This window comes from uncultured Neglectibacter sp., from assembly GCA_937958185.1.
In the GTDB taxonomy this organism is placed as follows: domain Bacteria; phylum Bacillota; class Clostridia; order Oscillospirales; family Acutalibacteraceae; genus Acutalibacter.
In genome coordinates this window covers 11,984-28,654 of record CALFFN010000021.1, presented here as the reverse complement: position 1 = coordinate 28,654, position 16,671 = coordinate 11,984, and the positions used below count along the sequence as shown (strand labels likewise).

18 protein-coding genes are annotated in these 16,671 nt (G+C 55.4%); 5 read left to right on the top strand and 13 right to left on the bottom strand.

The genetic code is table 11. The annotated features are described in order from the left end of the window. Nucleotides 1-179: 179 nt before the first annotated feature. The 6 genes from AB8996_RS05855 to AB8996_RS05830 form a co-directional block, all read right to left on the bottom strand. Nucleotides 180-593: an EamA family transporter gene (locus AB8996_RS05855; protein ID WP_369298226.1), complete on the bottom strand. Its 414-nt coding sequence runs from the start codon at nt 591-593 to the stop codon at nt 180-182. A gap of 126 nt (nt 594-719) precedes the next feature. Continuing rightward, nucleotides 720-1,511, bottom strand: a complete 792-nt coding sequence (gene proC / locus AB8996_RS05850; protein WP_369298039.1) for a pyrroline-5-carboxylate reductase — start codon at nt 1,509-1,511, stop codon at nt 720-722. Between the two features lie 54 nt (nt 1,512-1,565). Then, the gene (locus AB8996_RS05845) at nt 1,566-4,148 is read right to left on the bottom strand and encodes an FAD-dependent oxidoreductase (RefSeq protein WP_369298038.1); all 2,583 of its coding nucleotides are present in this window, start codon (nt 4,146-4,148) and stop codon (nt 1,566-1,568) included. 174 nt (nt 4,149-4,322) lie between these two features. Then, nucleotides 4,323-4,490 (bottom strand): hypothetical protein, encoded by a 168-nt coding sequence (locus AB8996_RS05840; RefSeq protein ID WP_369298037.1) that lies wholly within the window; start codon nt 4,488-4,490, stop codon nt 4,323-4,325. Between the two features lie 17 nt (nt 4,491-4,507). Beyond that, on the bottom strand, nt 4,508-4,729 hold the full coding sequence (locus tag AB8996_RS05835; protein ID WP_369298036.1) for a helix-turn-helix domain-containing protein: 222 nt from the start codon (nt 4,727-4,729) through the stop codon (nt 4,508-4,510). Between the two features lie 41 nt (nt 4,730-4,770). Next, nucleotides 4,771-5,250, bottom strand: a complete 480-nt coding sequence (locus AB8996_RS05830) for a DUF2975 domain-containing protein (RefSeq protein ID WP_369298035.1) — start codon at nt 5,248-5,250, stop codon at nt 4,771-4,773. Between the two features lie 250 nt (nt 5,251-5,500). On the opposite strand from AB8996_RS05830, the gene AB8996_RS05825 reads away from it, so the two are divergent. Beyond that, complete coding sequence (locus AB8996_RS05825) at nt 5,501-6,160, top strand: sugar O-acetyltransferase (RefSeq protein WP_369298034.1); 660 nt, start codon at nt 5,501-5,503, stop codon at nt 6,158-6,160. A gap of 68 nt (nt 6,161-6,228) precedes the next feature. Here the strand turns inward: AB8996_RS05825 and AB8996_RS05820 are convergent, their stop codons facing one another. Next, complete coding sequence (locus AB8996_RS05820) at nt 6,229-6,480, bottom strand: spore coat protein (RefSeq protein ID WP_369298033.1); 252 nt, start codon at nt 6,478-6,480, stop codon at nt 6,229-6,231. A gap of 16 nt (nt 6,481-6,496) precedes the next feature. Then, on the bottom strand, nt 6,497-6,670 hold the full coding sequence (locus AB8996_RS05815; protein ID WP_369298032.1) for a hypothetical protein: 174 nt from the start codon (nt 6,668-6,670) through the stop codon (nt 6,497-6,499). 146 nt (nt 6,671-6,816) lie between these two features. On the opposite strand from AB8996_RS05815, the gene mscL reads away from it, so the two are divergent. The 4 genes from mscL (at nt 6,817) to AB8996_RS05795 (ending at nt 11,113) form a co-directional block, all read left to right on the top strand. Continuing rightward, complete coding sequence (gene mscL, locus AB8996_RS05810) at nt 6,817-7,224, top strand: large conductance mechanosensitive channel protein MscL (RefSeq protein WP_369298031.1); 408 nt, start codon at nt 6,817-6,819, stop codon at nt 7,222-7,224. A 149-nt stretch (nt 7,225-7,373) separates the two neighbouring features. Beyond that, nucleotides 7,374-8,738 carry a Trk system potassium transporter TrkA gene (trkA, locus tag AB8996_RS05805; protein WP_369298030.1) on the top strand — a complete coding sequence of 455 codons (1,365 nt, stop codon included), beginning with the start codon at nt 7,374-7,376 and terminating at the stop codon, nt 8,736-8,738. A 40-nt stretch (nt 8,739-8,778) separates the two neighbouring features. Then, complete coding sequence (locus AB8996_RS05800) at nt 8,779-10,230, top strand: TrkH family potassium uptake protein (RefSeq protein ID WP_369298029.1); 1,452 nt, start codon at nt 8,779-8,781, stop codon at nt 10,228-10,230. A 460-nt stretch (nt 10,231-10,690) separates the two neighbouring features. After that, nucleotides 10,691-11,113: a VOC family protein gene (locus tag AB8996_RS05795; protein ID WP_369298028.1), complete on the top strand. Its 423-nt coding sequence runs from the start codon at nt 10,691-10,693 to the stop codon at nt 11,111-11,113. Nucleotides 11,114-11,334: 221 nt separating this feature from the next. On the opposite strand, the gene AB8996_RS05790 is transcribed toward AB8996_RS05795, so the two are convergent. The 5 genes from AB8996_RS05790 to AB8996_RS05770 all read right to left on the bottom strand — a co-directional run bounded on the left by AB8996_RS05790 (nt 11,335) and on the right by AB8996_RS05770 (nt 16,655). After that, the gene (locus tag AB8996_RS05790; RefSeq protein ID WP_369298027.1) at nt 11,335-12,504 is read right to left on the bottom strand and encodes a cation diffusion facilitator family transporter; all 1,170 of its coding nucleotides are present in this window, start codon (nt 12,502-12,504) and stop codon (nt 11,335-11,337) included. 165 nt (nt 12,505-12,669) lie between these two features. Beyond that, nucleotides 12,670-13,197 (bottom strand): Fe-S-containing hydro-lyase, encoded by a 528-nt coding sequence (locus tag AB8996_RS05785; protein WP_369298026.1) that lies wholly within the window; start codon nt 13,195-13,197, stop codon nt 12,670-12,672. Between the two features lie 90 nt (nt 13,198-13,287). Continuing rightward, complete coding sequence (locus AB8996_RS05780) at nt 13,288-13,686, bottom strand: VOC family protein (protein ID WP_369298025.1); 399 nt, start codon at nt 13,684-13,686, stop codon at nt 13,288-13,290. Between the two features lie 183 nt (nt 13,687-13,869). Next, the gene (gene ftsZ / locus AB8996_RS05775; protein ID WP_369298024.1) at nt 13,870-15,018 is read right to left on the bottom strand and encodes a cell division protein FtsZ; all 1,149 of its coding nucleotides are present in this window, start codon (nt 15,016-15,018) and stop codon (nt 13,870-13,872) included. A gap of 278 nt (nt 15,019-15,296) precedes the next feature. Further along, nucleotides 15,297-16,655, bottom strand: a complete 1,359-nt coding sequence (locus AB8996_RS05770) for an FtsQ-type POTRA domain-containing protein (RefSeq protein WP_369298023.1) — start codon at nt 16,653-16,655, stop codon at nt 15,297-15,299. Nucleotides 16,656-16,671: the final 16 nt, after the last annotated feature.

Here is a 16,671-nt window from a genome sequence, read left to right as displayed (position 1 = left end):
TATAGATTGACTCCCTATTGGAACGCAGATGAGAGAGTTCGTTCCCTCAAAAATAAAAAAAATTTTTCTTTTTTTATTTTTAGGCAAAGCTCCGGCGCCGCCGTTTTCTTTCGCGGGCACAAAAACCCCAGCCGTCCGACAAGAGTGCGAACGGCTGGGGTTTTATTTGTTATCAAGATTTACAGCACCATCAGCAGGGTGCCGCCTGTAATAAGGACGCTGCCCAGAAGGGATTTCCAGGTAAACTGCTCGTGGAGAAAAATGAACGCCAGCACCAGCGTGATCACCACACTGAGCTTGTCGATGGGCACCACCTTGGAGGCGTCCCCCTGCTGGAGCGCGTAATAATAGCACAGCCAGGAAGCGCCTGTCGCCAAGCCGGAAAGGATCAGGAAAATCCAGCTTTTCCTGCTGATTTCGGAAAGCCCGCTTTGAGAATGGGTCAAAAACACCATGCCCCAGGACATTCCCACTACGACCAACGTGCGGATCGCCGTGGCAAGGTGAGAATTTACCCCGTCAATGCCGACCTTGGCTAAAATCGACGTAAGGGCCGCAAATACGGCGGACAATAACGCAAAAACCATCCACATGAGCTTCACTCCCTTTGCCATCATTATATCGGCTTCAAAAGAGGTTTTCAACGGCGGTTCCCAAATTGTAAATAAAATTTTACAAAAAACGGAGCGGGTGACCGCTCCGTTCTGCTTTCTTGTCTTTTATTCTTTCCCGGCGCTTGCAAGCACCGCTTCCATCACAGCGCTGCGGAGCTGCTTTTCCTCCAGCTTTCTCACACCGCGAATGGTGCTGCCCCCCGGGGAACAGACCGCGTCCTTCAGCGCGCCGGGGTGGGCGCCTGTTTCCACTGCCAGCGCCGCCGCTCCGGCGGTCATTTCCGCCGCCAGACGGAGCGACAAGCTTCTGGGCAAGCCGCAGTATACCCCGCCGTCCGCCAGAGCTTCCAGAAAAAGGTCCACAAAGGCGGGACCGCAGCCGGCAACCACGCCAGCCGCTTTCATCTGGGCTTCGGGAACCTCGATCAGGCTGCCCGAAGCGGATAACAGCCCGGCAAAGGTTTCCCTGCCCCTGCCGTCTGCTTTACTGCCCAACGTGTACAGCGTCACGCCCTTTCCAATCGCCACGGGGGTATTGGGCAAAATGCGAATAACTGGGGCGCCGCCCGCCCGCTGTTCCATTTCCTCCAGCGAAACGCCTGCCGCCATGGAAATGAGCAGCGGCTGCGTATCCCGCCGGGCAAGCTGGGGAGCCAAACTGTCCAGCAGGTCAGCGATCAGGTTGGGCTTTACGCCCAGGAAGATGGTCTCGCAGGTCCGCGCAATGTCCTCCATGGCAGCCGCCCTGCCGCCGATCTCCTGCGCCAGCGCCTGTGCGGTCTCCCGGTGGGCGTTGCAGAGCAGGATATCCGCGTCCGGCTGGGCACGGCGAACGGCACGAGCCAGCGCGCCGCCCATATTCCCCGCGCCGAGAAAGCCTATTGTGCTTTGGGTCATAAAAGTCCCTCCTTGCCGGACAGCGCGGCTCAAGCTTGCGCCATCTGGCTTGATTTAGCAGGTCGCGCCGCCCTTCATGTGCTTCTGGGCGGAAAGGTTTTCCTGCTTTCTGCTGAGCAGGTCGTCGGAAAGCAGCTGCTCCTGTACGTTTTCAAAGCCCAGCCGGGCAATGGTGTCGGCAAAGCGCTCGCCGGTGACGCCCTGTTCCCGGAACAGCAGGATCGCCTTTTCGATCACGTCCAGCACCTCGTCCTTATCGGTAAAGACCTTATCCAGATACCGACCGTGGGCAACCTTTTTGCCCCAGCGGCCGCCGATATAGATGCGGTAGCCGGAGGTGAAGCCCTCCACCGCCTTGAAGGGGCACTTGCCCACGCAGCGTCCGCAGTGGTTGCAGGCGGTATCGTCGATGACCACCTTGCTGTCCTTTATCACGGGCACATTGATGGGGCAGGCGTTCTCCACCTGGCAGACCTTACAGCCCCGGCACTTGTCAAAATCGATTTCCGGCACTTTCTGACCAATGACGCCCAGGTCGTTCAAATCGGGCTTGACGCAGTTATTGGGGCAGCCGCCCACGGCAATTTTGAACTTGTGGGGCAGCTTGACACCCGCATAGCCGTGGAAGAAGCGCTCATGTATTTCTTCGCTGAGGGCGAAGGTGTCGATCAGGCCGTACTGGCAGGTAGTGCCCTTGCAGGACACCACGGGGCGGACCTTAGAGCCGGTGCCGCCGGTTTCCAAGCCAGCCGCCTGCAGATACTCCCGCAGGGGCTCGATATTGTCAAAGGGCACGTGCTGGATTTCCATGGTAAGGCGGGAGGTCATGGCGACCTCGCCGCTGCCGAACTGCTCCGCGGCTTCGGTGATAGCGCGCATTTCGTCGGCAGTGATTTTGCCATTTCTGGTAATCACGCGTCCGTTGAAGCAATCGGGCGTGCGCTTATCCCACAGGAAGCCCAGCCCTTTCACCCGGGTGACTTCCTCCGGCGGCACCGCCGCCCCCTGGGATTTGACCCGGACGTCGTTAAAGAAGGTGGAGCCTTCCAGCACCACGGTATTGGTATAGCCAAAGTTCTTCAGGCGGTTCTGCAGGAAATACGCCCGTTTGCCCTTGGCGCAGACCAGCAACAGCTTTTCGTCCTTGCCAATGCCCTCGATGGGTCCGTTCACAGAGGCAAGGTCGATATATTTTGCGCCGCGAATGGCAGGCTGGGGGTTCACGTCCAGCACAGTGTAACCATCTGCCGCTCCGGCGGCGTACTGAGCGGGGGTCATGCTGGTCATCACGCCGTCCAGCTTATTTTCCAGCACGTACACCGCCTGCACAAAGGGGTGTATCGCGGTGGAGAACGGCGGCGCATACGCCAGATCGAGATTTTCAAAATCGGAAAGCTTCAGGTTCGCGGAAATTCCCAGCACGCCCAGGTCAACGAGCTTATCCACCGCGCCGGGTCCCAAAACCTGCACACCCAGCAGGGTGCGGGTGTTCCTGTCGGCAATCAGCTTGATGATGAAGAAAGAGGAATCGGGATAATAGTGAGCCTTGTCATCGGTGACCATCAAAGCGGTCTCCACGTCGTAGCCCGCGTCCTTTGCCGCCTGCTCGGTAAGACCTGTTTTGCCGCAGTTCAAGCCCGGCAGCTTGCAGACCGCCGTGCCCAGCACGCCGGGATAGGTTTTGTCCTCCCCTGCCAGCGCCTGAGCCAGCGTGCGCCCCTCCAGATTGGCGGAGGAGCCCATGGGGGACCACTGGGGCTTACCCGTGAGCCGGTTCTTCACCATGGCGCAGTCCCCGGCGGCATAGATATCCGCCACATTGGTGCGCAGCCGCTCGTCTACCATGATGACACCGTGCTCCATAGCGATGCCGGAATCCTCTAAAAACTTTGTATTGGGGCGAACGCCCACGGAGAAAACCACCGCGCTGCAGGGCAGATTGCCGCCGCTGGTACGGACAGCCTCCACCTTGCCCTCGCCTAGAACGGCTTCGGCTTTCGTGCCGGTCAGCACCCGCACGCCAGCAGACTGAAGATGCTTCTTCACGTAGGCTGCCATTTCCGGGTCCAGCACACCCGGCATTACCTGGGAGGTAAATTCCACCACGGTGGGAGAAATGCCCTTCGCCAGCAGGTTTTCCGCCATTTCCAGCCCGATAAAGCCGCCGCCCACCACCACGGCTTTCTTGACGTTGTTCGCGTCCAGATAGTCCCGCATGGAAACGGCGTCCTCCGGGGTGCGCACCTGGAACACGCCGGGCAGGTTTATGCCCTCTACCGGCGGAACTACCGGGGAAGCGCCTGTGGCAATCACCAGGGAGTCATATTCATAGAGCTCCGTTTCGCCGGTGGCAAGGTTTTTCGCTTCCACCTGCTTTTTCTGAGGGTGCACCTTCACCGCTTCCCGGCGTGTCAGCACCTCCACCCCTGTGAGAGCCTGAAACTTCTGCGGCGTGTTGACGATCAGCTCACTCCTGTCCTCGATCGCGCCGCCCACATAGTAGGGCAAGCCGCAGCCGGCATAGGAAATATCTTCACTTTTCGAGAGCAGCGTCACCTGTGCCGCGCGGTTCTCCCGCTTAAACTTTGCCGCCGCTTTCGTTCCGGCGGCAACACCGCCGATCACCAGCAATTTCATACGCTTGACCACTTTCCTTTCTTCCCTCCCGCTCCCGTTTCCCAGCAGGATTTCTTGTAAAATATTATAAAAGACCAGACCATCACTGTCAATAAATTTCGGCGTGGGAAAAAGAGAAAAAATATGTCCCCCGCCAGACCGGGGAACATATTTTTCCTATCGCCATATCCGATTTTACATTCTTGTGAGGAAGTACCCCAGCAGCACCCATGCCGCCAGCAGAAGCAGGAACCCGCAGACCGAAAGGATCAGCAAGCCCTCTCTCTTCTTCCGAATACCAATCACCAGGCACAGGACCGCCCCAACCAGCAAAAGGGCGAAAAGGGGGACAAAGAACATCATAAAGGAAAAATGCACCTTCAGCCGCCTTCTTTCTGCCGGTATTCCAGCAAATCTCCCGGCTGACACTGGAGCGCCCTGCACAGCTTTGCCAGAGTGGAGACCTTCAGCGCCTTTGCCTTGCCGTTTTTCAAAATGGAGATATTCGCCATGGTGATCCCCACCCGCTCTGAAAGCTCTGTCACGCTCATTTTCCGCTTTGCCAGCATGACGTCGATATTAAAAATGATCTCGTCTTCCATATGGATAACCACTTCCCTTTCTGATATTACCTTCTGCCCCATTAAATCGTCAGATCGTACTGCTCCTGAAGCTCGTGCGCCCGCTTTACCAAATCGGAAAGCCCGGCGCACGCCACGGACACGGCGGCTCCGGCAAACGCCACCAGCAGGGAGCACAGCACAATACCGGGGTGGTTCATATTGAGGAACAGATAGACAACATTCGCTGCCAGGAAGAAAAGCGCGTCCGCCACCGCAAGGCGGGATATCCAACGCAGCAGCCCGGCGGTTTCCAGGGTGAAGGCGCAGCCCTTCCCGATATTGCAGGCGATCCGCCAGCCCAGCGCCAGCGCCGCGTAGCACGGCACGCCCGTGACCCACAACAAGATCAGCCAGGGGTAATAGCAGTAGGAAAATTCCGGCATGCTATGGACGATGGAACGACCGAGCTGTGGAAAGAACCACCCGTATACCACGAGCCCGCACAGAGCCACGCCGACCAGAACCACCTTTAAGCGAATAGACAAAGTTTTCAGCTTCATAAAAAAACCTCCTTGCTGTTTTAAGGAGAGTATACCACGCTGGTCCCAATTTGTCAATAAAAATTTATCGTTTTACAATAAATTTTTGCCTTTTGAAATTGCAGCACCGTTTTGAAAAAAGCCCTGTCCGCACTTGTCATTTCCACGCGCCTATGCTATCATGGCAACAGCGAAGCTGCTACTATCTGGAAAAATTCTAAAGCAGTTTTCATTCGTACCATAATCAAGCTGTCAAAGGAGGAGTTTTACAATGGCGGTGAAAGAAGAAGAAAAAATTTTTGCGGGGAAGCTCTTTTCCCCCGGCGACCCGGAGCTGGTGGCGATCAAGCTGAAGACCCACAACCTGAATGTGGATTTTAACGCCACCCATGAGAACGAATATGAAAAGCGGGACCAAATCCTCCATGAGATCATCGGGGAGTTCGGGGAAAATGGGCGCATTCAGGGTCCCATCGCTTTTCACTACGGGAAGCATACGAAAATCGGCAAAAACTTTTTTGCGAATTTCAATTTCACCGTGCAGGACGACGCGCTGGTGACCATCGGGGACAACTGCAATTTTGGTCCCAACGTGACCATCGTCACCCCCGTCCACCCCATGCTGCCGGAGGAACGGCGGGCAATGAAGAAGCAGGACGGTCAGCCTGGGCACCTCTGCTACGCAAAGCCTGTGGTCATTGGAAACGACTGCTGGTTCGGCGCTAACGTGGTGGTCTGCCCCGGCGTGACCATTGGAGACGGCTGCGTCATCGGCGCGGGCAGCGTGGTGACAAGAGACGTACCGCCCCGCTCCTTTGCCGCCGGGAACCCCTGCCGGGTCATTCGGGAGATCACGGAAGCGGACAGCATGGCAAACAAGCCGGAAATCGCCGGCGGCTGCACCCCCTACCTGCCGGGGGAACAGCCCTGACAAATCAGAAGAGGACAGAAAAAGGACTTCCGATTTCCCGGAAGCCCTTTTTCAAATTATGCCTTTGCTCAGTTTCCCTGCTGGGAAAACTTCTGCTTGACCTTTTGGATCTGCTGCTCCTGCGCCTGCTCGGTGGGGTACCAGCCCTTTTGGGACATGGTCTTGTAGATCTCGTCCTGCATACACAGGGAATCGTTCAAAGCGGAGTTAAAGGTCTGGTGAACGTTTGCCGTGTTGGATTCGATAGTGCCGTGAAGGAACAGGTCGCACACGCCTTTTTCCGTCAGCAGCAGGTTTTCCATGATGTTCTTATCGTCCATTGCTTATTTCCTTTCCTCAGACTAAGCTGAAAAACTGGCTGAAAATCTTCTGGTGCTTGTCGTACATCTGGCGGACGGTCTGCTGCAGCTCCTGATCCTGCAGCTTCCCCATCGCCTCCTGACACTGGGTCATGAAAAATTTCTCATGTCCCAAAGCATCTTCAATATACAGCAATTCCTTCGGGCTCATATCGCGCGCTCCTTTCTGATTGGGTTTTGCTTTTAGTATAAGGCTCTTTTTCACAATTATACAGAAAATAGGCTTTTTGCCTTGACTTTCCAGAGGCGGCATGAGAAAATGGTCGTAAACCGAGGAATTGAAGGAGGCTTTCTGTCATGAAAAAAATCACAAAGGAATTTCAGGAATTTATTTCGCGCGGCAATGTGGTGGACATGGCTGTGGGCGTTATTATCGGCGGCGCGTTTACCGCCATTGTCAACTCGCTGGTCAACGATATGCTGACTCCCCTGCTGGGGCTTTTGACCGGCGGCATGGACTTTTCCACCCTTTCCTTCGGCATTGGGGACGCCCAATTCTGCTATGGCTCTTTTATCGCCGCGGTCATCAACTTCCTGCTCATCGCGCTGGTGCTGTTCCTGCTGGTAAAGGGAATCAACAAGCTCCGCAGGAAGCCGGAGGAAAAGCCCGCCGAGCCCACCACGAAGGCCTGCCCCTTCTGCAAGACTGAGATCGACCTGCACGCCACCCGCTGCCCCCACTGCACTTCCCAGCTGGAGGAATAAAAGAAAAAAATCCTGAGCGCTGCTGAAAACCGGCGGCATTTATGATAGGATATGCAGTTAGCGGGACATCTGAAAAAGCGGCAGGATTCGCCGCCGTTCCGCTTTTTGGAAGCTTCATTTTCTAAACAGAGCCGAGGGAAATTGAAATTATGAAAATCGTGATTGTAGGAGACGGCAAGGTGGGGTCCGCTCTGGCGGTACAGCTTTCCAGAGAGGGGCACGACATCGTTGTGATCGACAGCAACAAAGTAGTATTGCAGGAAACCCAGCAGTTTTGGGACGTCAGCGTGATGCACGGCAACGGGGCGTCCATGAAGATACAGAAAATGGCAAATGTGGAAAACAGCGATCTGCTGATCGCCGCCACCTCCGCCGATGAGACCAATATTCTCTGCTGCATCCTGGCAAAAAAGCTGGGGTGCAAGCACACCATTGCCCGTGTAAGGAACCCCGATTATTACCATCAGCTGTTCCTTCTGAAGGAAGAGCTGGGGGTGAGCCTGGTCATCAATCCCGAATATTCCACCGCCCATGAAATTTTCCGGCTGCTGCAGTTCCCTTCCTTCCTGAAGCGGGATTCCTTTGCCAAGGGGCGGGTGGAGATCGTGGAGGTGGAGCTGCGGGACGGCAGCCCCCTGGCGGGCACCGCCCTGATGGATCTGCAGAAAAAAGTAAAAGTAAAGGTGCTGATCTGTGCCGTGGAGCGGAACGGCGAAGCCTTTATCCCGGACGGCAATTTCTGTCTGGCGCCTGGGGACAGGCTGTCCTTTACCGCTTCCTCCAGCGATCTGGCAAAGCTCATTCGCAACCTGGGGCTGGCACAGAAAAAGGTGAAGGACGTTATGATAATCGGCGGCAGCCGCATTGCCTTTTATCTGGCGGAAAGCCTTTTGAATACCGGCGCCAGCGTGAAGCTGGTGGAGATCGACGAGGAACGCTGCCAGGAGCTGGCGGAGCTGCTGCCGAAGGCCACCATTATCCACGCGGACGGCTCCGACAAGACAGTGCTGGACTCCGAAGGTCTCGCTCAGGCGGACGCGGTGGTCACGCTGACAGACATTGACGAGGAGAACCTTATCGTTTCCATGTACGCCAATTTTCTGGGAACGTTCAAGGTCATTACCAAGATAAACCGCACCGAATACAGCGAGGTGCTGAACGGGAAGGGCATCGACTGCGTGGTCAGCCCCAAGGACCTGTGCTGCAACGACATCGTGCGGTATGTGCGGGCAATGGGCAACCGCAAGGGAGAATCTGCTCTGACCCTTCACCGCATTGTCGGAGACAAGGTGGAGGCGCTGGAATTCCAGGTAAACAAAGCGCTGCCCCAGCTTGGAAAACGCCTTGCCGATATCAAGCTGAAGCCGAATATCCTGATCACCTGCCTGACCCGGAAGGGGCGCATTATTATCCCCCAGGGCAGCGACACCATTGAAAAGGACGACACCGTGATCGTGGTAGCCAATTCCGACCGCGTGATAAATGATTTGAGCGATATCTTTTTGGAGGGCTGATACAGCCCAATTCCGCCAGGAAAGGACGACTCTGCAAACCATGAACCATAAAATGATCCTCCGGCTGATCTGCTATATTCTCCGGGTGGCTGCCGTGTGTATGCTGCCCGCTCTCGCGATCTCCCTGTTCCTGCAAGAATGGTCCGCTGTGCTGGGGCTCAGCGCTGCTGTGGTCGTGGCGGCGCTGCTCAGCCTGGTGACATTCCTTGTTCCGCCGAAAACCCGGGAGATCGGCGCGCAGGAGGGCTTCATCAGCGTGGCGCTGTGCTGGATCGCTGTTTCGCTGGTAGGCGCTCTCCCCTTCTTTATCAGCCGGGAAATCCCCAACTTTATCGACTGCATTTTTGAAACCGTGTCCGGCTTCACCACCACCGGGGCGAGTATCCTCACCAATGTGGAGGGCTTGCCCCGGGGGCTTCTGTATTGGCGCAGCTTTACCCACTGGCTGGGCGGCATGGGCGTGCTGGTCTTTCTGCTGGCGGTGGTGCCCATGGGCAAGGGAAAAAACTCCCTTCTGCACGTCATGCGGGCGGAAAGCCCCGGTCCTCAGGTAGACAAGCTGGTGCCCACGCTGCAAAAAAGCGCAAAAATCCTCTACACCATCTATATCTGCCTGACGCTGGTCCAGATCGTGTTCCTGCTGCTTGGCGGAATGTCGCTGTTTGACAGTCTCTGCACCGCCTTCGGCACGGCGGGCACAGGCGGCTTCGGCGTAAAAAATGACAGCATGGCCGGGTACAGCCCCTATTTGCAGACGGTCTGCACGGTGTTTATGGCACTGTTCGGCATGAATTTCAGCATTTTCTATCTGCTGCTTCTGCGGCAGTTTTCCCGGGCGCTGTGCAACCAGGAACTGCGCCTGTATCTGGGTGTGATGATCGGCTCTATCGCGCTGATCACCTGGAACATTCTTCCCCTGTTCCAGGGCAGCATCAGGGACGCGCTGCACCACGCGGCGTTTCAGGTTTCCTCCATTATGACTACGACAGGCTTTTCCACCACGGACTTTAACCTCTGGCCCGCGTTCTCCAAAATGCTGCTGATCGGGCTGATGATCTTCGGCGCCTGCGCCGGATCTACCGGCGGTGGGATCAAATCCGCCAGAGTGCTGCTGATGTGCAAGGCGAGCGGGCGGAGCATCAAGCGAATGCTGAGCCCCCGCTCCGTTTCCGTGGTGCATATGGACGATCAGGTAGTCAGCGAGGACGTGATCCAGAACACCTACAGCTATCTGGCGGTATACGCCCTGACCGCGGTGGTGTCCATGCTGCTGATCTCCATAGACGAAGCCTCTGTCGAAACCAACGTCACTGCCGTGCTGGCATGCCTCAACAACATCGGTCCCGGCATGGACCTGGTGGGACCCATGAGCAATTACGCCCATTTTTCCGGCTTCAGCAAGCTGGTGCTTTCCTTCAATATGCTCTCCGGGCGGCTGGAGCTGTTCCCCGTGCTGATCCTGTTTCTCCCCTCGGCTTGGAAAAAGAGCTAAAGCGTGCCGCTTTTGTCAATTCGAGAAGAAAGCTTTTCTGTTTGGCAAGCGAACAGCCCGACTGAAAATTTCTGCCGGTGAAATTTTAGAAGTTAGCGTGCCGCTTCTGTCAATTCGAGAAGAAAGCTTTTCTGTTTGGAAAGCGAACAACCCGACTGAAAATTTCTGTCGGTGAAATTTTAGAAGTTAGCGTGCCGCTTTTGTCAATTCGAGAAGAAAGCTTTTCTGTTTGGCAAGCGAACAACCTGACTGAAAATTTCTGCCGGTGAAATTTTAGAAGTTAGCGTGCCGCTTCTGTCAATTCGAGAAGAAAGCTTTTCTGTTTGGCAAACGCACAACCCGACTGAAAATTTCTGCCGGTGAAATTTTAGAAGTTAGCGTGCCGCTTCTGTCAATTCGAGAAGAAAGCTTTCCTTTTGACAAGCGTGTGTTATCATTTTAATATCAAGGAGAGATAGAAATGCAGATCGTACCTACACTGAATTTTGGAGGGAATTGCCGGGAAGCAATTCCCATGTATAAAAAGGCATTTAACGGAAAGATCAGCTGCCTGATTACATACGGAGAAGCGAATGACCCTGCATATGATCCGTTGCTGAAAGAAAATCAAAAAGAGTATATCTACCACTCGGAGCTTGTATTGGGCGATCAAAGAATCATTATGAGCGACCATGTGGATATTGAATTTCAAACGTGCTATTCAAATTTCCTCACTATTATGTACGATACAAAAGAAGAAGTACAAAGGGCATATGAAATCATGAAGGAAGGCAGTAAGACAATATATCCACTGGAGGCTACTCCATACAGCTCATGCCGAGTTGTTTTTGTTGATAAGTTTGGCATTCGTTGGGGAATTATGACCGAGCAGACAGAGCGATAAATCTCCGTTTTCTATTTCAAACGAAATATGCTGAAGCTGCCATATTTCCAAACCTTGCAGGACAAGATAAAACCCATGATCTTAAAAGACATTCAGAAGAGAAATGATGAAATTTCAGGTTCCTTTTTTTGTCTTGATGAAACAGAACAAAATTATCTATAGACGTAAAAAAAGGAAGCGCAGAGCGCTTCCTTTTTTCTAATGACTAACTACTCATCGTTTCAGCTTTCCAGCGCATTGACCACGCCCTCCCGGTCAACTGTGATGACAGAACGGTACGCAGCGTCAAGCTTTGTGATCTCCGCGGAAACCTTTTGAACGATCTCGCTGTCGCTGTCCTTTACGGAAAAGGGCGCGGCGATATCAAAGACCACATTGGAGTGGGTCACGCCCCATACCACGCGGAAATCGTGGATAGAAGCTTCCGGGTACAGGCTGTGGACGCAGTCCACCACCTGCTCCCGCAGGACATTGGTGCGCTCGTCGCCTGTGATGACAGGATCAAGGTGTATCACAAGGTGAATATTCTCTTCCGTAAGGAAATCCCGCTCGATATTGTCGATGATATCATGGCTTTTGAGAATGTCCTCCTCCGCCGGGACCTCGCAGTGGACCGAAGCAAAGCAGCGGCCTACGCCGTAATTATGTACCGCCAGATCGTGCAGACCGATAATGCCGTCATAGGATAGTATCTTGGTATAAATGGACTTGACCAGTTCCGGGTCGGGGGCGACGCCCAGCAGCGGGTCCCCGGTCTCCATGATAAGCTTCACGCCGGAAACCACGATGAACATCGCCACGACAAGCCCCAGATAGCCGTCCAGATTTATATTGGTAAACCTGGTGAACACCGCGCCTGCCAAAACCACGGCGGTGGTGATGGCGTCGTTGCGGCTGTCGGCAGAGGTGGCAAAAATCGCTTCCGAGCTGATCTTCTTCCCCACGCTGCGGTAGAAAAAGAACTGCCACAGCTTAATGAGGATCGAAACGCCCAGAATGGCAAAGGACAGCAGGGAAAAATCCGCGGCTTCCGGGTGGAATATCTTGTCTACAGAGGTCATGCCGAGCTGGAAGCCCAAAAACAGCACGATAAAAGACACGATCACGCCGCAGAGATATTCGATACGGGCATGACCGTAGGGGTGCTTCTCGTCCGCGGGCTTGCCCGCCAGCTTGAAGCCCACCAGCATAATGATGGAGGAGCCGGAATCCGTCAGGTTGTTGATCGCGTCCGCCATAATGGCAACGCTGTGAGAAAGGAACCCCGCCGCCAGCTTGATGGCAAACAGCAGCAGGTTGGTGGCAATACCCACCGCCCCGGCGGCGCGCCCGCTTTTTTCCCGAACCTCCGGGCGCTCCGGGTGCTGGTAATCCTTTACCAGCAATCGCATAATTGCGTCAAACATAGTCATTTCAACCTTTCATAAAGAAACGCGGGCAAGCCGCCCGCTGATTTCCAAAAAATTATTCCATCTAAAACCGTTTGCAAAAGAGAAGCGCTTTTTTGCTCCGAGCTGCTCCGTGACGGCTGCTTTGCAGCTATTAAAGCGCGCCGGTCAGCGCACAATGCTGTCCCCGGTGCTGTCAATAGCGACGATCAGCGGGAAATCCCGCAAAGTCAGGCGCTTGACGGATTCACAGCCCAGGTCTTCAAAGGCGATGACCTCCGCCTTTTCGATACACTGCGCCGCCAGCGCGCCCGCGCCGCCAATGGCGCAGAGGTATACCGCGCCGTTGCGCTTCATGGCTTCTATTACTTCCGGGCTGCGCTTGCCCTTGCCGATCATGCACTTCAGCCCTAAATCCAGGAACCGGGGCGTGTAGGGGTCCATTCTGCCGCTGGTGGTGGGTCCGCAGGAGCCGATGGGCTTTCCTGACCGGGCGGGGGTGGGTCCGGCATAGTAAATGGCAGCGCCCTTCAAATCGTAAGGGAGCGGCTCTCCCCTGTCCAAAAGCTCTGTGATGCGCTTATGGGCGGCGTCCCGGGAGGTGTAGACCGTGCCGGAAAGCAGTACCCGCCGCCCCGCGCGGAGGGAAGCAGCCTTTTCTTCCAGTTCCGCGGTATTCAGCTTCAGTTCTTCCATGGCGTTCTCCTTTGGCAGCTACCCTTTTCAAAACAATAGAGCTCTCCTATTAAGAGCTTGAAATTTTCGGTACACATTCCTTGCCCTTCTCTAACGACTGCCCTTCTCCCAGAACAGCTCGATATGCTCCTGGGTGGGACCGTACAGGAAAGCGATGCGGATCGGCATTCCGCCCAGATCCACGTCCCTGGGTTCGTCGGTGATCTCATAGCCCTCGCTGCGGGCAGCCTCCACCAGCTCGTCTACCTTGTCGGTGGCAAAGGCAATATGCGCCAGAGGTCCGCCGGGCGCAGGCTCGCTGTCGCTGCCGAGAATCTCCATGCAGCTGTTGTCGCCGCAGGAAACCATCAGGCAGGGGCGCTGAGGGTCTCCCCAGCTTTTTACGATCTTCATGCCCAGCAGACGGGTATAGAAGTCCACCGTTTTATCGTATTGCTCCGCCGTGGGCTTGATGGCAATGTGATGTACGCCTTGAATTTTACCGCTCATAACAACCCCATTTTCCTTTCTTTTCCGGGGAAATATTCTGCGCTTCCCGCGGTCAAGCCGTTTTTTCTGTTGGAACGCAAAGCTTTCTCCCAAACCTTATGCTTTATCAGACCGCAATAGCCCTTCTTACAGAAAAGAGGACACCGCAAACGCAGTATCCTCCCTGTTTCTAAGTGTTCGACCTCACTTGCGGTTGAAAATAGACATGATGTCGGTGAAGGTATCGTCGTCGTCAATGACGGCAGGGTCCACTCTGGGCTCTTCCGCGCGGACGGCGGTGGAAGAGGAAACAGCAGGCATGGAAGAGCTGCTGAGGAAATCGTCGTCCTCCAAGTCTACCAGGTCCAGATTGCTCTTGGCGCGTTCGCCGTTCATGCCCTCGAACCCGGTGGCAATAACGGTAACGGTCATTTCGTCTTCCATGGTCTCGTCGAAGGTAGCGCCCCAGATGATGTTGGCGTCCTCATGGGCACGCTCTGTCACGATCTGAGAAGCGGTGTCTATCTCGTCCAGGGCAATGTCGGGAGAAGAAGTGATATTGATAATAACGCCTCTTGCGCCGGCGATCTTTGTCTCCAGCAGGGGGCTGGAAACGGCAGCCATAGCAGCCTGCTCCGCCTTGTCCTTGCCGGCGGCATGACCCACGCCCATGTGGGCATAGCCCGCGTCCTGCATGACGGATTTCACGTCTTCAAAATCCAGATTGACAATGCCGGGCAGCTGGATCAGGTCGGAAATGCTCTGCACGCCCTGACGCAGCACATCGTCCGCCACCATAAAGGCATTGGCAAGGGTGATGCGCTCGTCGCTGACCAGCTTCAGGCGCTCATTGGGAATGACCACCAGCGAGTCCACGTGCTCCCGCAGGGCGGCAATGCCCTCCTCCGCCTGCTCCATACGGCGGCGCCCCTCAAAGGCAAAGGGCTTTGTAACGATACCGACAGTGAGGGCGCCCTGTTCTCTGGCGATCTGCGCCACCTTGGGAGCAGCGCCCGTCCCGGTGCCGCCGCCCATACCGGCAGTGATAAAGACCATATCGGCGTCCTTTAAGGTATTGGCGATAAGCTCGCGGCTTTCGTCCGCCGCCTTTTCGCCGATTTCCGGCTTGGAGCCTGCGCCCCTGCCCTGAGTCAGCTTTTCGCCCAGCTGCACCTTGACGGAAGCCTGAGAGCGCTGCAGCGCCTGCTTGTCCGTATTCATGCACACCAGCTCCACGCTGCGTACTCCGGCGCTGGCAATACGGTTCACGGCATTGCCGCCGCCGCCGCCGACACCCACCACCTTGATGGTCTGCGGCGTATCATCGAGCAGATTGTCAACTTCAAAAGGCATATGATTTCCTCCTTGGCTTTTCCCGGAATCTATTACTTTCACTGTCGCTTTTCCTAAATCCCGAATTGCCAGCCTGTCTTTCGGCTGGGTCCACCCATTGTTTTTCATTTGGGCACAAATAACCTTATACTATAATCTATCACTTTCCGTGGGAAATTTCAAGGAAAATCTGCAAAAAAGCCGCCTAAAAATCAAAAGATCCCGCTTTTTTTGAATATTTCCGGCAGATTTCTGTAAAATCTTCCACCTTTTCCCGTGTTTTCCGGCTGTGTTCCGCGCTATTCTCCCGTGAAAATCTCATCGGGGATCCCGTCCGTCCGATAGTTTGTGGAAGAGTCTCCCCCGTCGCCGTCGCCGGTATCCGTATCCCCATCGCCGGTATCGCCGCCGGAAGAAGTATCCCCGTCATCGCCGGAAGACCCGGGGTCAGAGCTTACATTGCCGTCTTTCGGAGCGGCGGAGGGGGCTGGGGTCTGTGCCGGAGCGAGACCGATATCGCCGGAAGTGAATACCGCACGCTTCGTTTCGTCCGCATAGGCAAGGTTCATTACGCCCTTCTTCCCCGCTCCCAGTTCTTCCAGAGCACGGCAGCCCAGCTCTATCTTGTAATCCAGCTTCAGGATATTGCCCAGCTGGAATTCGATCCTGTCCTGATACACCAGACGGATATCGGAAAGATCAGAAATATCCACGCGGGTAAAATCCTGGGTCATTTCCAGGTCTGCCACAGTTTTCAGAATGCTGTCACAGGCGGTCTGCGCGTCGCTGTCCTCCAACCTTAAATACGCGCCCGGCTCAGTGTCAAGGGGGGTAAGCCCCAGAATTTGCAGCATGCCGTCCCGGGGGACTGCCTGATTCTCCAGTATTTTTCCTTCGCCGTTGACATAGAGCCAGCCGTTATCACAGGAAACGCATGCCGCTACCTTCGCGGCGGTCAGGCGAATTTCCAGTGTATTGGGCAAATGGCGGATAAATTTCACGTCCTCAATATAGGGGATTTCCTGTTTCAGGGTGTTCTCGGCGTTTCCCGTAGGGAGAAACACCAGATTATCCCCTGGTTTACAATCGGAGATTTTCAAAATCTCATTTTCCCCATAGCCCTCGATCGTGTCGCCGGTAATTTCTATGACAGATATTTTGAACAGCAGAAAGACCGCAAAAAAAGCAGTTGCCGCCGTCATCGTCAGTACCAGCAGGAATTTCACCACGCGCCCGACCCCGGACTTTCCCTTTTTGCCGGGCCGCTTTTTCGAGGCGGGCGGCGGACGGCGCTCCGGCGAGGCGGGGCGCCTTTGGCGGGTGGAGCTTGTCCGCTCCTCTACAGGCGGTCTGCGGCGGCTGTTCAGCTCCCATTCCGGGATCTCCCAATCGGGAGCTGGTCGCCGGACGGGCTGCCTTGTAGAGTTAGTCTGACGGGCAGGTCTATTCGGCTCCGGGGGGCGCGAAGGCCTGTCGGGGCGGATCTGCCGGGCAGGCTGCCATTCCTCCCGCTGACGGGAGGAACGGCTTCCCTGCACGGGCTGGGGGCGGCGCTCCATGGCGCCGGGAGAAAAGGAGCTGATATCTTCAAACTCCCTTTCCCACATATCCTGCTTTTTGCGGGAATCTTTCTTTTTTGGTCCCGGCTTTTTCGCCATTCTGCCGCCTCCTTTC

Excerpts from the sequence above, each read along its gene's own strand:
- ftsZ (WP_369298024.1), bottom strand. The coding sequence starts at position 15,018 with ATGCCTTTTGAAGTTGACAATCTGCTCGATGATACGCCGCAGACCATC.
- AB8996_RS05815 (WP_369298032.1), bottom strand. The coding sequence starts at position 6,670 with ATGAGCCCGAAGGAATTGCTGTATATTGAAGATGCTTTGGGACATGAG.
- AB8996_RS05820 (WP_369298033.1), bottom strand. The coding sequence starts at position 6,480 with ATGGACGATAAGAACATCATGGAAAACCTGCTGCTGACGGAAAAAGGC.
- trkA (WP_369298030.1), top strand. The coding sequence starts at position 7,374 with ATGAAAATCGTGATTGTAGGAGACGGCAAGGTGGGGTCCGCTCTGGCG.
- AB8996_RS05780 (WP_369298025.1), bottom strand. The coding sequence starts at position 13,686 with ATGAGCGGTAAAATTCAAGGCGTACATCACATTGCCATCAAGCCCACG.
- AB8996_RS05830 (WP_369298035.1), bottom strand. The coding sequence starts at position 5,250 with ATGAAGCTGAAAACTTTGTCTATTCGCTTAAAGGTGGTTCTGGTCGGC.
- AB8996_RS05770 (WP_369298023.1), bottom strand. The coding sequence starts at position 16,655 with ATGGCGAAAAAGCCGGGACCAAAAAAGAAAGATTCCCGCAAAAAGCAG.
- mscL (WP_369298031.1), top strand. The coding sequence starts at position 6,817 with ATGAAAAAAATCACAAAGGAATTTCAGGAATTTATTTCGCGCGGCAAT.
- AB8996_RS05855 (WP_369298226.1), bottom strand. The coding sequence starts at position 593 with ATGTGGATGGTTTTTGCGTTATTGTCCGCCGTATTTGCGGCCCTTACG.
- AB8996_RS05835 (WP_369298036.1), bottom strand. The coding sequence starts at position 4,729 with ATGGAAGACGAGATCATTTTTAATATCGACGTCATGCTGGCAAAGCGG.
- AB8996_RS05840 (WP_369298037.1), bottom strand. The coding sequence starts at position 4,490 with ATGATGTTCTTTGTCCCCCTTTTCGCCCTTTTGCTGGTTGGGGCGGTC.
- AB8996_RS05845 (WP_369298038.1), bottom strand. The coding sequence starts at position 4,148 with ATGAAATTGCTGGTGATCGGCGGTGTTGCCGCCGGAACGAAAGCGGCG.
- proC (WP_369298039.1), bottom strand. The coding sequence starts at position 1,511 with ATGACCCAAAGCACAATAGGCTTTCTCGGCGCGGGGAATATGGGCGGC.
- AB8996_RS05790 (WP_369298027.1), bottom strand. The coding sequence starts at position 12,504 with ATGCGATTGCTGGTAAAGGATTACCAGCACCCGGAGCGCCCGGAGGTT.
- AB8996_RS05785 (WP_369298026.1), bottom strand. The coding sequence starts at position 13,197 with ATGGAAGAACTGAAGCTGAATACCGCGGAACTGGAAGAAAAGGCTGCT.
- AB8996_RS05795 (WP_369298028.1), top strand. The coding sequence starts at position 10,691 with ATGCAGATCGTACCTACACTGAATTTTGGAGGGAATTGCCGGGAAGCA.
- AB8996_RS05800 (WP_369298029.1), top strand. The coding sequence starts at position 8,779 with ATGAACCATAAAATGATCCTCCGGCTGATCTGCTATATTCTCCGGGTG.
- AB8996_RS05825 (WP_369298034.1), top strand. The coding sequence starts at position 5,501 with ATGGCGGTGAAAGAAGAAGAAAAAATTTTTGCGGGGAAGCTCTTTTCC.